General features: G+C 58.7%; 10 protein-coding genes. 4 read left to right on the forward strand and 6 right to left on the reverse strand.

Annotated elements, in window-relative coordinates; all coding sequences use genetic code 11:
- Nucleotides 1–294 precede the first annotated feature (294 nt).
- The 3 genes from R3C19_14460 to R3C19_14470 all read right to left on the reverse strand — a co-directional run bounded on the left by R3C19_14460 (nt 295) and on the right by R3C19_14470 (nt 6277).
- On the reverse strand, nt 295–1266 hold the full coding sequence (locus R3C19_14460) for an Rpn family recombination-promoting nuclease/putative transposase (GenBank protein MEZ6061545.1): 972 nt from the start codon (nt 1264–1266) through the stop codon (nt 295–297).
- Nucleotides 1267–1272: 6 nt separating this feature from the next.
- A complete protein-coding gene (locus R3C19_14465) occupies nt 1273–2334 on the reverse strand; it encodes a ribonucleotide-diphosphate reductase subunit beta (GenBank protein MEZ6061546.1) in 1062 nt (353 codons plus the stop codon).
- 1018 nt (nt 2335–3352) lie between these two features.
- On the reverse strand, nt 3353–6277 hold the full coding sequence (locus R3C19_14470) for a ribonucleoside-diphosphate reductase subunit alpha (protein ID MEZ6061547.1): 2925 nt from the start codon (nt 6275–6277) through the stop codon (nt 3353–3355).
- 719 nt (nt 6278–6996) lie between these two features.
- Between R3C19_14470 and R3C19_14475 the strand changes: the two genes are divergently transcribed.
- Nucleotides 6997–7848 carry a triphosphoribosyl-dephospho-CoA synthase gene (locus R3C19_14475; GenBank protein MEZ6061548.1) on the forward strand — a complete coding sequence of 284 codons (852 nt, stop codon included), beginning with the start codon at nt 6997–6999 and terminating at the stop codon, nt 7846–7848.
- Between the two features lie 230 nt (nt 7849–8078).
- Here the strand turns inward: R3C19_14475 and R3C19_14480 are convergent, their stop codons facing one another.
- The gene (locus tag R3C19_14480) at nt 8079–8576 is read right to left on the reverse strand and encodes a VOC family protein (GenBank protein MEZ6061549.1); all 498 of its coding nucleotides are present in this window, start codon (nt 8574–8576) and stop codon (nt 8079–8081) included.
- Between the two features lie 385 nt (nt 8577–8961).
- Between R3C19_14480 and R3C19_14485 the strand changes: the two genes are divergently transcribed.
- The 3 genes from R3C19_14485 to R3C19_14495 all read left to right on the forward strand — a co-directional run bounded on the left by R3C19_14485 (nt 8962) and on the right by R3C19_14495 (nt 12469).
- A complete protein-coding gene (locus R3C19_14485) occupies nt 8962–10536 on the forward strand; it encodes an aldehyde dehydrogenase (NADP(+)) (protein ID MEZ6061550.1) in 1575 nt (524 codons plus the stop codon).
- Between the two features lie 329 nt (nt 10537–10865).
- The gene (locus R3C19_14490) at nt 10866–11909 is read left to right on the forward strand and encodes a cyanophycinase (GenBank protein ID MEZ6061551.1); all 1044 of its coding nucleotides are present in this window, start codon (nt 10866–10868) and stop codon (nt 11907–11909) included.
- Nucleotides 11910–11929: 20 nt separating this feature from the next.
- Entirely contained in the window at nt 11930–12469 is a 540-nt protein-coding gene (locus tag R3C19_14495; GenBank protein ID MEZ6061552.1) for a cyanophycinase, read from the forward strand.
- Nucleotides 12470–12728: 259 nt separating this feature from the next.
- On the opposite strand, the gene R3C19_14500 is transcribed toward R3C19_14495, so the two are convergent.
- Together R3C19_14500 and R3C19_14505 are read right to left on the reverse strand one after the other, a co-directional pair.
- Complete coding sequence (locus tag R3C19_14500; protein MEZ6061553.1) at nt 12729–12875, reverse strand: hypothetical protein; 147 nt, start codon at nt 12873–12875, stop codon at nt 12729–12731.
- 227 nt (nt 12876–13102) lie between these two features.
- Complete coding sequence (locus R3C19_14505) at nt 13103–14416, reverse strand: DUF1552 domain-containing protein (GenBank protein MEZ6061554.1); 1314 nt, start codon at nt 14414–14416, stop codon at nt 13103–13105.
- Between the last annotated feature and the right edge of the window lie 89 nt (nt 14417–14505).

The following is a 14505-nucleotide window of genomic DNA, read 5'->3' on the forward strand; positions in this document are numbered from 1 at the left end:
GGGCGCGATTGAATCTTCAGCCGCGCAACAGCTTGCCGCAGAATTGCCGAATCGCATGAGCCTACCGGGCTTGAGCAAGTCTGCAACCTGTGGCAACACGACTTCGACGGAACTGCATCACCAGCGCCCGGATCGTGAGCCAATTGACAGACCGGGATTTTGGACGGGCAGTTTCACGGCAATTCGAGCGGCGCTCCCCTTCGAAAGCAATGCACCCGCTGTCGACGCCGGTTGACCCGAGACGCAGGATCGAAAACCTCAGTCGTCGAGATACACGCGCGGAACTTGTCTCGCTCAACTGCGGTTGCGCAGCTGAGCCTGCAAATCAGCGACTCGCTGCTCCAGTTCGGCCAGCGGCAGCCCCGACAGGGTCGAGTCACTCGATACAGGACGCCCCAAAAACTGCTCCAACAACTGCAACTTCCCGATCAGCTTTCCTTCCTGCCGCCCTTCCTGCCGCCCTTCCTGCCGCCCTTCCTGCCGCCCTTCCTGCCGCCCTTCCTGCAAGCCTTCCTGCCGACCTTCCAGCAAACCTTCCTTGCGGGCACCCCGCATTCTGGATTCTTCGTCGCGGGCCAGCTTCAGCCGCATCTCATAATCTTCACGTTCTTCGGGCGTTCGAGCGATCATACTCAGTACTCCAGCGGCTTCGTTGAAAACCGGATCTGCAAGTGACGCCGCGATCTGCGACTCGCTGACCTGTGAAGCGTAGCGAAAGAACCAAATCCACTTTTCCAGCGGGCTGGCCGTCATCACAAAATCGGACGGAACCCTTTCCGGCACAGTATACTTCGGCAATTCAATCAGGTGAATCTGCAATCCGCTCGTCAGCGGAATTGCCCCGTCGCGGGAACGAAGCTGAAAGTCCAGGTGAAAACGGTCTGACTCCGCAAACAGTTTTCGGTTTAGCAGACAAATGCTGACTGCCGGAGACAACTCGCCGTATCCTTCCCCCTGCCGCAACTGTCCGACATACAGACTGCACGCGTAGAACGCCAGCCGCTCCGGCAGTTCTGCCGGAGCCGTCGTCTGCATCTCAATGTTCAGCCAGCGACCGGCATCGTCGCGGGCTCGAACATCCAGAATCGCCAGCTTGCCGTCCTCGGCTTCGTGAGGAACAAAGGGATTCAGCAGTTCGACGTGTTGAATCCTCGGTCCTTCCGACAACACGGCGTTCAGGAAATGAATCGTGATGGCGGTATGGTCGGAACTCGCCAGCAATCGCTTGAAAGCGTAATCGATCTTCGGATCAATTCCGATCGTCATCAGGAATCAGTCCCAGCTCAGTGACCCGCCGCTCTGGTACTCGGTTACGCGAGTTTCGAAAAAGTTCTTTTCCTTCGACAGGTCAATCGTTTCGCTCATCCACGGGAATGGATTCGGTGAACCGTACTGAGTCGGCAGGCCGATGCGTTCCAGCCGGCGATCGGCGACATGCTGCACGTAGTCGCGGAACAGGTCGGCGTTCAGCCCCAGGACACCGCGAGGCAGGCAGGACTGAGCGTACTCGATCTCCAGCTCGACGGCCGTCCGTACGCGGTCAATCATCGCCTGCTGGAATTCATCCGTCCACAGTTCCGGGTTCTCAAACTTGATGCCGTTGATCAGGTCAATGCCGAAGTTCAGATGAATGGTCTCGTCCCGCAGAATGTACTGGAACTGTTCACCAATTCCGGTCATCAGATTGCGACGATGGAAGGACAGTACCATCACAAAACCGCTGTAGAAGAAGATCCCTTCCATGATGACGTAGTAACCGATCAGGTTCTTCAGAAACGCCTGCTGACCTTCGAACGTCTCGGTCGAGAAATCGTCGGCCATGACTTCGGCCGTCAGTTCCATTTCGAAGGCATCCTTCTTCGCGATCGTCGGGATCTCCCGATACATATTGAAGATTTCACCTTCGTTCAGCCCGAGCGTTTCGACGACGTACAGGAACGTGTGAGTATGCACGGCTTCTTCAAACGCCTGACGCAGCAGGTACTGCCGGCATTCGGCGTTCGTGACGTGTTTGAAAATCGCCAGCACCAGGTTGTTCCCGACGAGTGATTCAGCCGTCGAAAAGAAGCCCAGGTTTCTCATGATGACCAGACGCTCGTCGTCGGTCAGTTTGTCCGATCGCCAGATCTCGACGTCCCGGTTCATGGGCACTTCCGTCGGCATCCAGTGATTGGCACACCCGTTCAGATAGTGTTCCCACGCCCATTTGTATTTGATGGGCATCAGTTGATTGACGTCCACCTGAGCACAATTGATCAGCCGCTTTTCGGTGGCTTTGAATCGACCGTCGGTTCCGGTGAGAAGTTCCTGTTCGGGAGAGAGAGTAGTGGTCATCGTGACACCTTTGGGAAGAATGGGAATAGTTGGTGAAAATGTTTAACCGGCGAGCCCTGGCGAGCGATTCGATTCTCGGACCTGCTCGGTGGTTAGCGGTTTCGACGACAGACGACCAGCAAACCATTCGCTGTTTCCGACGCGCCACCGGCCTCGCCGAAGAAAGCGACGGCGAACGACATCGCCGGGCTCGCGGTTAAACATGCCGTGGCAACCGGTTTCTCGTTCCCGGGCTCCGGCATCCGGGAACACCTATTCAAAGAGAGAACGTCATCTGAATAGTAAACGAGGGAACAACAGTCGGATTGGAATTCAAGTCTTCAGAATGCTCCCGCAGCATGTTGCATGAAGAAGAAGGTGAATCTCAACGCAAAAACGAATCAGCCGAAGTCTCCTGATTGGCGTCGGAATTGAACGACCAACGGACGCTCGAAATCGTCGCTGAAATCTGGCGAGAAACCTGAATAGGGACGCGTTCGGCCGGAATATAGTGCTTTGTGCCGTTTGCGATCTTACGAGCTAGGTCGAACGTCTCGGCGAGCTCTGAACGTTAGACGGGTCATGCCAAGGAATTGTCGAATCGCTGCATCGTAACCTTCTCGATGCACCCATTCATCATATGGTACGCCACGATCGTGGATCTCGAAGTAGTGCATGACGCGGACGACGCATTGTCTGCAATGAAGTCTTCATGCTGCGGAACAACGACATACCGTGCACGAAACTCCTTCTGGCGTGGTGATGTCAAAAGTTGATGCATGACAACATGATCGGAACCGCTTGCTGACCGGAGATCACATTGAATCCCAGACGTGAAGATCGCCAGCCTTGTGAAAGTGACACAGCCCAACCGGCTTGGACGCGGTCGGTCGTTTTCCGTGCCCACCTGGACAACCGTGACCCATCGAGAGAACAGCGACCGGGACTATTTACGATTCCCTGTTCACTGTTCCCTCACTCACCTACTGACACGCTTCGCATTCCGGATCGTCCAGACTGCATGATGCTTTGACGTTTGTCATGTCTGTGGCGGAACACTCACCGGGATTTTGCTGTTGCCGGCGGTCAGATGAGGTGAGGCGACGGCGGATGCGGGCTGGTCCACTCGGCCGACGGAATCGACTGTCGAACGGTCCACCTGAATGTCGCCCGATGCGCTTTTGTTCTTCATCCAGCGCGGCTGAACGCCGTACTTGTTGACGTCCACTGTCGACTTCTCAATCTGAGTCGCCGCCAGCGTGCGCAGGTAGTACGTTGTTTTCAGACCTTTGCTCCAGGCCAGGAAGTACATTTCGTGCAGTTTTCGGCCGCTGGGTTCGCACATGTAGAGATTCAGCGATTGGCCCATGTCGATCCACTTCTGACGTCGCGCCGCACATTCGATCAGCCACTTCGGCTCGACCTCGAACGACGTCAGATACCGGGCCTTGATGTCGGCCGGAACGCGGTCGATCTCGGTCAGCGTACCGTCGTAGTACTTCAGGGAATCCAGCATATCGGCGTCCCACAGGCCCCGTTCCTTGAGTTCCGTCACCAGCGACGTGTTCACGTGAGTGAACTCGCCGGACAGGTTGCTCTTCACGTAGAGGTGCTTGTAGATCGGCTCGATCGACTGAGACACGCCGATGATCGTGCTGATCGTCGCTGTGGGAGCGATCGCCATGCAGTTGCTGTTTCGCATGCCGTTTTCGGCGACGGCCTTGCGGACAATGTCCCAGTCCATCTGAGCGGATCGGTCGACGTCGATGGCCGAGCCGCGTTCGCGTTCCAGCAGGTCGAGCGTATCGATCGGCAGCAGGCCGCGATCCCATTTCGACCCGGAGTACGTGTCATACGTGCCTCGTTCGGCAGCCAGTTCGGACGAAGCCAGAATCGCGAAGTACGAAATCGCTTCCATGCTGTGGTCAGCGAACTCAACGGCCTGCTTGCTGGCGTAGCTGAAGTTCATTGCCGCCAGAGCGTCCTGGAAGCCCATGATGCCCAGGCCGACCGGGCGATGTTTCAGGTTGGACGTTCTTGCTTCTTCCGTTGGATAGAAATTGATGTCGATGACGTTATCCAGCATCCGCATCGCGGTGCGAACGGTTTCTTCGAGCATCTTCAGGTCAAGTTCGCCGTCAACGATATGGGCACGCAGGTTGATGGAGCCCAGGTTGCAGACAGCGGTTTCCGTCGGTGACGTATTCAGCAGGATTTCCGTACACAGATTGCTGCTGTGAACGACTCCCGCGTGGTCCTGCGGAGAACGGACGTTGGACGGATCCTTCCACGTGACCCAGGGATGTCCGGTTTCGAACAGTCGCGTCAGCATTCGTCGCCACAGTTCCATGGCGGGCAGACGACGGAACATCCGAATCTTGCCGGCATCGGCCAGCCGTTCGTATTCCTCATAGCGTTCCTCAAACGCTTTGCCGTACAGATCATGCAGATCGGGAACTTCGTCCGGGCTGAACAGTGTCCATTCCTGTTCCCGCTGAACTCGCTTCATGAACAGGTCAGGAATCCAGTTGGCGGTGTGCATGTCGTGAGTTCGCCGCCGGTCGTCACCGGTGTTCTTCCGCAGATCCATGAACTCTTCGACATCCATGTGCCACGATTCGAGATAGGAACAGACCGCTCCCTTGCGTTTGCCGCCCTGGTTGACGGCGACCGCGGTGTCGTTGACGACCTTCAGGAACGGAATGACGCCCTGGCTGCGGCCGTTGGTGCCTTTGATGTGAGCGTTCGTGGCGCGAATGCTGGTCCAGTCGTTACCCAGTCCGCCCGCCCATTTGCTCAGCCGGGCGTTGTCCGACACGCTCTTGAAGATGTGCTCCAGATCGTCACTGACGGTCGACAGATAGCACGAACTGAGCTGCGGATGCAGTGTCGCCGAATTGAACAGTGTCGGCGTGGCGGACGTGAACCGCATCGTCGACAGCATGTTGTAGAACTCAATCGCGCGATCCTCTCGCGTTAATGGCGCCTTGCCGGAGCCTGCGTTTGCTCTCAGCTCTCGACTCTCGACTTTTGACTCTCCCATCGCCAGCCCCATCGCGACGCGCATCCAGAAATACTGCGGCGTTTCGATGCGCCGGCCATCGATGTGCAGCAGATAGCGGTCGTAAACCGCCTGCATTCCGGGGTACTTGAACAGGTCGTCTCGTTCCGGCCGCAGCGCGGCGGCAATGCGAGTCAGGTTGTACTGCCGCAGGTCGGGGGTCAGGCGTTCGGCGACGATTCCGTCGATGATGTAGTGTTCGAACTGATTGCGGTACAGCCGTTCGAAGTCGTCCGGATCGGAAGGAGCGCTGCCCAGAGCTTCGTTGGCGATCACCATTCGCAGCAGCCGCGCGGCGACAACGTCATAGGCAGGATCCCGCTCAATGCGCATGCGGGCGGCCAGAATCATGGCTCGGTAGATTTCCGCCACGCTGATGTCGTCGTAAACCGACTTCATCACTTCTTCCAGCAGCACGTCAACATCGCAATCGGCCAGACCGTGGCAGGCTTTTTCCAGGCGAGTGCGGATGCGGCGGGAATCGAAGGGAACCCGCACGCCGTCTTCCAGCTTGACGCTCAGCCGCGGTGTCGATTCGGCGTCATCTTCCAGACCTGCGTGAGCCTGCAGCGAGCGAATCTTGGCATGTTCCGCCCGGTAGACGATGTAGCGCCGAGCAACACGGTAGTGCTCGCGCTTCATCAACTGCAGTTCAACAATATCCTGAATGTGTTCAACCGTTGTGCCGTCGTCGGTGGCCGCCGCGTGAGAAACTTCAGCGGCGACCGAATTCACGATCTGCTGAATTTCACCCCTGGTGTCATCGTCCAGCGGCTGGTTTTCGGCAAGGTTCAGCTCGGCACGAAATGCGTTTTCAATCGCCCGGCCGATCAGCCCGGCGTTGTAAGGAACCCGGCGTCCATCGCGCTTGCAAACAATCCACTCTGCCTGTGCCCGAATCATTCGAGACTCTCCCCTTCGAAAGAAAATCATCCAGATGAATACCGCGCTTCGTACGCGGCGACTCCGTCAATCGCACTGTTCCGACAGCACAACTGTCCGATCCTGTCCGCTGAATCACGGAAGAGAAACCGCCTGCCAAACCAGCTCCATTCAGCCAGCCCGAAAGCACGACTTCTCATCCGAAATCTGACGAACCAGTCATCAGCATGCGGCGCACCGCGCAGCAGTCAACGCAGATCAATCACGGGAGAACACAGCACGAATGTGCCGGAAAGAAGACCCGAAGAATCGGCTGGCGTGACGGCCATACGACGAGTGTGCAGCATTGACCTCCTTGTAGCAGGAAAGCGTCCTTGCGGGGCCGCAGATTAAGAACGTCTGCGACCGTGTCAAACGAGTCCCTGAGCCGTACTCAAGTTCCCGTCAGCGAACACGTTAAGACGCCCCAACGGGCGCCATTCCGCGCTCTGTGAAATCGACAGCCATCGACTTCCACACGCAATATAAAGGGTTTATTAAGTCTGTCAACACTAAATGTTGTGTGTTTACAGAATCGGAACACAAGTCGTTTCGCCCTAGAAAAAAGTCCAAAAATTCCCGAATCACGGTGACTCCGACCAGTCACCGCCGCGCGGTTTCTCCCGTCTGCCGGCGCCTCGAATTCACCTTCCGGCGCGCGAAGATTGACAATACGTGCGCTGCCGAGAAAGATGAAAACTATGCTGTGTGAACTCGTGAAATCTGCCTGCCGGTTGGAAGTCCTTTCGCCCAAGCCCGGCAATGTCTGTCCGGGTTCGGAATTCGACGGTGCCAGCGTTGCCGACTTCCTGACGTCCGCTGACATCATCGCGCCGATTCTTTCTTCACAGGAGATTGATTCGCCAGGGCGCGCCATCTACGAATCCGTGCGGCAGACTCGTGAGGTTGTGGGTCACAACACCAACCTTGGCATCATTCTGCTGCTGGCGCCGCTGTGTCGCGTGCCGATGCAGGTCTGCCTCGCGGACGGGCTGCCGGATGTGCTGAACAAACTGACCGTGGCCGACGCTCGATGGACTTACCGCGCAATCGCGCTGGCGAACCCCGGAGGCCTGGGCAGCGCTGACCAGCAGGACGTTCGCAGCGAACCGGACGAAGACCTGCGCAGCTGCATGAACCTTGCCGCCGATCGAGACTTCATCGCTCGGCAGTACAGCAACGGGTTCGCGGAAGTGCTGAGGTTTTCCCGCGACTGGAACCACCTTCCGGATGAAGCCGATCCTGGTATTTCTCAGCGAGTCTGCGGACTGGCGCTGACGCTGATGTCCGAATTCGGTGACTCACTCATCGCCAGAAAATGTGGTGTCGAACTATCAGCAACCGTTCAGCGGATGGCCGCCGACATTCTGCAGTCGGGCTGGCCGGTCACCGAACGAGGAATCACGCGGTACCGCGAATTCGATGCCTTCCTGCGAGCCGACGGTCATCGACGCAACCCCGGGACAACGGCTGACATGGTCGCCGCCATTCTGTTCGCCGGATTCCGTGACCACCTGCACGCCAGGACCGCTGCGCCGGACGCTGATGTCTGATTCGTTCCCGGCAGTCTCTCCCAGGACCGCTGTCCGAATTTCGGCGACCGTTCCACCCTGGAACACGTAAGCTCTGTACCGTCTGTCCTTCACAACAACGGTCTCGTTCCACGGACTCCAGCCCTGGACCGAGTGAACGACGGGAACTCAGTTCGCGAGTGAAGGAAAGCCGAAATCCGTGGCGGTCCGGTTTTCGCGGCGGAGGGCCCTGACAGCGCGGCGGCGAATATTCAGTCGGTCTCGATCACGATATCGGCAGCTTCGCCAGACATCATGTCCTGAAAGCGCCTTTGCACTTCTTCGTTCGAAACGTCTTCGATGTGAGTCGCGATCGTCCAGCGGTGGCCGAACGGATCCTGAATCGTCCCCGCGCGATCGCCGTAAAACTGATCGCACAGCGGTTTGAATTCCGAGGCCCCGGCGCTGATGGCGGCGTTAAACACGGCGTCGACGTCTTCGACATACAGCATCAGTCCGACGGCGGAACCCTGCAGCGATTCGGGGCCTCTGATGTCCATTTCCGGAAACTCGTCGGCCAGCATCACGCGAGCGTTTCCGATCTGCAGTTCCGCGTGTCCGATGCGTCCGTCGTCGCCGGTCAGCCGGAACAGTTCGTGCGCGCCGAATGCCTTCCGGTAGAAGTCAATCGCCCGGTCGGCGCCGCGGATGATGAGATAGCAGGTGACCGAGGAATAACCGTCCGGCAGCCAGTGAGTGGAGTTTGTCATCAGCCCGTCCTGAATAGAGGCGAAGCCTGGATGGAGGTGAAGAACGTGTTCTCGATTTTCCGCCAGCAGCTTTCCGGCCGCTGGTTTCCGGCAGCAGCCGTGTGCCCGACCAATGGAGTGCGCCGGGGCGACTCGGTCGTGCAGCATGACGGTTGCGAAATCGTCCGGCAAGCGCGAGCGATTTAGCCGGTCGACGAACCTGGCGATCGTGTCTTGATCTGAGCCGGCAGCGTCGGGCGCCGTATCCGTGCGTCACCTGCGCGGCTGACTTCAGCGGCCCGTGGCGCGCTGCCGCGCGGTTCAGCCTGCGTAGGTTGATTTGCCGGAGCGACCCGGTACGCTCCGGCAAACACCTTCCAACGGCCTCAGCAGAAGCTTCTGATCTATGCCACATCCTGTACTGATCAACGGCGAATGGGTTGCGTCCGCGGGGACTCAGACATTTCAGGCGGTCAATCCGGCCACAGAACAGACATTGCCGGGAAAATTTCCTGTCAGCCCGTGGTCCGATCTCGACAAGGCAATTGCCGCGGCGGTGGAAGCGGCCAAACAGATGCGAGGCTGGCCGGGATACCGCGTCGCCAAGTTTCTGGATGAGTACGCATCCGAGATTGAAACGAGAACCTCGGCGCTGGTGGAGGCCGCTCATGAAGAAACCGGGCTGCCGAAGTCGCCTCGACTGCAAAACGGCGAACTTCCCCGCACAACAAATCAGCTTCGCCAGGCGGCTGAAGCCGCGCGATCGAATTCCTGGCGCGTGCCGACAATTGATACCGCCGCCGGCATTCGTTCCATGCTGGGACCCATCGGACCGGTGGTGGTATTCGGGCCCAACAATTTTCCGTTTGCCTTCAACGGCATCAGCGGCGGTGACTTTGCCGCCGCGATTGCCGCGGGAAATCCGGTGATTGCCAAGGGACATTCGTCGCACCCCGAAACAACTCGCATCTTTGCGGAAGCGGCGCTGGCGGCGAGTCAGAAGCACAATATGCCGCCGGGTCTGGTGCAGCTCATCTATCGAACCGGTCACGAAGACGGTTACAAGCTGGTCAGCGATCCTCGAATCGCGGCGAGCGGCTATACGGGAGCCCGCCACACAGGACTCAAACTGAAGGCCGCCGCAGATCAGGCGGGCAAGCCGTTCTACGCGGAACTTTCCAGCATCAATCCGGTCTTCATCCTGGCCGGAGCACTTAATGAACGAGCTGATGCGATCGCCGACGATTTCAGCGGAAGCTGCCTGATGGGTGCCGGGCAGTTCTGCACAAATCCCGGCCTGGTCATCCTTCCTGCGGGAAGCGCCGGCGACGCGTTTGTCGGACTGATCGCCGCACGCTTCGAATCCGCCGCGCCGGGAACCATGCTGAACGAAGGTGTTCGACAAAGCTTCGCGGCCGGCATCAAAGCATTGCAGGACGCGGGAGCCCGACTGGTCACCGGCGGACAACCCGGCGGCGGAACCGGCGTCAGTTTCCGGAATACACTGCTGACGGTTCGCGGATCGCAGTTTCTGGAACATCCGGCCGCGTTCCAGACGGAAGCCTTCGGCAACGGATCGCTGTTTGTGCTGGCCGACAACCCTCAACAAATGCTGGCGATCGCGGAATCTCTGGAAGGCAATCTGACGGGCTGTCTGTACACGTCCAACGACGGAAGCGACGACGAAATCTACAGTCTGATCGAACCGGCCCTGCGGACAAAAGTTGGTCGTATTCTGAACGACAAGATGCCGACCGGAGTTGCCGTGTCGCCCGCGATGAATCACGGAGGTCCGTTCCCTGCGACGGCGCATCCCAACTTTACGGCCGTGGGCATTCCGGCATCGATCGCCCGCTTCTCCGCGCTGTATTGCTATGACAACGTGCGGCCCGATCGACTTCCGGAAGTTCTGAAAGACAGGAACCCCGGCGACGTTTGGAGATGCATCGACGGCGAATGGACAACACGAAACGTGAGCTGATGTCCCCACCGCCGCTGCCGTCGATCATCCGGGGTACCACATCTTCGAAGAAGTTGTGCGGCGCAGCCGTCGGAAACCGTGATGAGACGTGATTGCTCGATCCAGCGTTGCGGTCCGAATTGGCGTCCACTGATTTCACAGATTCACACAGATGGTACCAATTGGAGGGCGAGGCTCCTGCCGAGCCGCTGCCGCAACGGACGTCATCTGGCACACGCGGCTCGGCAGGAGCCTCGCCCTCCCGGAAATGCGCTTGTCCCGGGTATTTCATCTTCCAAGTAGTCACACTTGACCGACCTCTCGTAAACGGAATTCAGGAAGCGTTACGAATGATGAGTCGCCTCTGCCGCGCCGGATGTTTCGTGTTACTGGCCGTGCTGGTGTCGACGATGGCTGCGTTCGGCGACGACAATCAGCGGATCAATCCGGATGGTGTCGTCGGCAGGCTGTTGATTTGCGGCGGCGGCTCGATTCCGGATTCCGCGCGTGAGGCGTTCGTGACTGCGATCAGCGAGCTGCTCGAACAGGACGCGAACAAGCCGGCGGGAACGGTCGTTATCGTCGGCACCGCATCGGATGATCCCGGCGCTGCCGCTGAAAAGTCAGCGACGATGTGGGCCGAAGCCGGCATCGCGGTGGAACGCATTCAAACGGCTCAGACGGACATCCGCGATCTCGCCGAACAAATCGATGCTGCGGTCGCGGTGTGGATCGATGGCGGCCAGCAGCGAAGACTCGCGGAGGCATACGCGGGGACTGCCGTTGAAGAATCGCTGCATCAACTGCTTCAGCGAAATGGCGTGATCGGAGGAACGTCCGCCGGTGCGGCCATCATGTCCGGTGTGATGATTGCCGGCGGTGAGACCCAGCCGGAGATTTCCCGCGGACTGAACCTGCTGCCGGGAATCATTATCGACCAGCACTTCCGCCAGCGAAACCGGCAAGGTCGCTCGCGGACCGCCGTGGCGACAAATCCGATTCACTTTGGACTGGGCATTGACGAAGATACGGCCGTGCTGATTCAGGGACGACACCTGCAGGTTGTTGGCAGCGGTACAGCCACGGTGATGCTCGCCGAGACGAATTACCGTGACGCTGACGAGGTGGAATTGAAAGCCGGCAGCATCGCTGACATCACGCAGCTTCGTCGAGCTGCTCGGGACCGGGCGGCCGGACAAGACCCCGGAATTCCGCAATTCGGGCCGCCGTCAGTTCCGCACGGTTCACTGGTGATCGTCGGAGGCGGACCGCTTCCGGCGTCGGTCGTCGACAGGTTCATTGAGCTGGCTGGCGGCACGGAAGCTCGGATCGCGGTGCTGCCCACCGCGTGCCTCGCCGGCAGGCCCTGCGCACGACGGCTCCCGAATTTCTGACGAGCGCTGGTGTCGCCGACGTGACCGTGCTGCCGCACAGCCGTCCGGATGAAGTGGCGTCGGAAGAGTTTCAGACGGTGCTGCAGCAGGCGACGGGAATCTGGTTTGACGGCGGTCGTCAGTGGCGGTTCGTGGATGCCTACGAAGGCACGGTCGCCGTCGAACTGTTTCGCGACGTGCTGCGCCGCGGAGGCGTGATCGGCGGCAGTTCCGCCGGAGCCACGATTCAGGGCGAATACCTGGTCCGCGGCCACCCGCTGGGCAACACAGTGATGATGGCCGAAGGCTATGAGCGAGGTTTCGGATTCCTTCCGGGAGTCGCCATCGATCAGCACTTTTCCCAGCGAGGACGCCGACCTGATCTGCTGCCGGTAATCGCCAGGCATCGTCAGCTTCTGGGCATTGGAATCGACGAAGGCACGGCTCTGGTGGTGAATCGCACGGCGGAAATCATCGGCGAACATTCCGCGTTCTTCCTGCGGCACCAGAATTCCCGGAAGAACTGCCGGATCCGACGGACGATGACGCACGGCTTGCTATGTGGAAGTGCCGTCTGGTGAATCAGTTCAACTCAGCCGGAAACTGTCGCGACGGCGACCGGCGTAAGTGTGTTGTCTCCGACAGTGCGGTCGACGAAACGAGGTAAGTCGCAGCATCGATCAGTCCAATAGTGAAGATGTGAATGTGCAAGATTCCCCGTGAACAACTTTGCGATTCGGATCGGCAGTTTCGGTCGACGAAGTACGGCAGCCAACGTGAGTTGCGACCCATGACAGAATCCATTATCCACCGGCCAGTGTTTGTTCACACGATCCAAAATCAGTTGAACATTTCCTCATCGACCGGAAAGTATCGCTGACCTTTCTGCAGTACCCGGCCATCGATGCGGCCTTCGTCCTCCCATTCGACGATTTCAATCAGGAAGACTCTGCTTTCGATCCTGAGCGTCTTCGAGAGACTGATCACGGACGTGACAACAAAGCTCTGTCAACGCCCGCCCAATGAAAATAGCGTCATCTGAATGCCGTCCGGTGAATCAGTTCAAATCAGCACGCTGTTGGCGGACATCGCGGATTCCAAGGACCGAACCGACGACCACAGAGCTGCGGAACAATGAAGCACCGTTGTGTTTCTCGCGCGAAATGGCGGTGGATCGAGCGTTCGGCCGGCTGATTTCGATTGAATCGATCGGGTTAGGCCAGTCCCGTCAGCACGCCGTCGTTGCAGAAGTTTGGGCTGCCGAACGTTTCGATGTGGTGGCCAAAGCCGTGGGCCAGAGCCATCAGCATTCGGTTGTGCGGCACCGCCGGATACTTCAGCGACCGGCCCATTTTGAAGTCCAGACCGTTGCCCACCATCACAAACGGAATGTTGTTCAGTGTGTGGCTGTTGCCCTGTCCCAGTTCATTGCCCCACAGCACCAGCGTGTTGTCCAGCAGGGAACCGGAACCGCCGGGTTCCGGAGTCTCCGCCAGCCGCTGCACCAGATAAGCCAGTTGCTCGGCGTACCACGTGTTGATCTTCGTCAGCTTTTCGTGAGCCTCCTTGTTCTCGTCCGGCTCGTGAGACAGCTCATGATGACCCTCTTCAATTCCCAGCCACGTCATCTTCGGCTGACCGACAGAATTCGTGATCTGAAACGTGGCGACTCGTGAGAAGTCGTTGACGAAGCTGTTGACAAGCAGATCCATCTGCATTCGCGTGATCTTCGGAATGTTGTCGTTTTCTTCCCGCACGCCCTGTTCCAGTTCCGGAACCGCGTGGCCGGCGTCGTTTTGTTGGTCCTGCTGAAGCTGTTTCTCCATCGCTCGCACAAACGAAGCGTGTTCTTCCAGCAGACGGCGGTCATCCTGGCTGACGATGGCACTTAGTTTACGCAGGTCGTCCTGCACATCGTCCAGCACGCTGGTCAGTTGCTCCCGGTCTTTCACCTGCCCGTACATTTTCTTGAACATCTGATAGGGATCATCGATCGGTGCCAGCGGTTTGTTGGCTCCCGCGTAGCTCATGCGAGTCCACGTGTCGGCGCGATCGGGAACCATCACGCCGAATTCCAGCGATCCGAAGCGCGTGCGAGTTTCGTCCCTGGACTGCAGGAAGTTTCTGATTTCCTGGTCGATGGAAATTCCGCTGGCCCAGCCGGCAGGAGTATCGGAACCGCCCTGAATGTTGCCGGGAAACAGTTCCGTTCCCGTCAGCAGGCACCCCATGCCGCGCATGTGGTTGTCGCCGTCGCCACGGACCTTGTCGCACAGGCCGTGCAGCACCAGCATGCGATCCCGGTGCGCCGCCAGCGGTTCCAGAATTCGTTTCAGAGTAAACGATTCGCCTTCTTCGTCCGGCCAGAAATCCCACGGCACGGTCCCATTCGGGCTGAACATCACCACCAGCCGCTGCTTGCGAACGGCGCCTGCGGCCGGCGACGCAAAGCTGCTGAGATTGCTGATGAACGGCAGAACGGCGGAGGCCAGTCCGAGCTGTCGCAGGAATTGTCGGCGAGTTGTCATGGGAAGTCTTTGCTGGATTTGGGTCTTCGAAACTTCACGCGTGTCGCAGCCGGCGTTTCGTCAGTCGACTCGCGGCCATTCATGAACCT

The sequence above is a fragment of the Planctomycetaceae bacterium genome (assembly GCA_041398785.1).
Taxonomy (GTDB): domain Bacteria; phylum Planctomycetota; class Planctomycetia; order Planctomycetales; family Planctomycetaceae; genus JAWKUA01.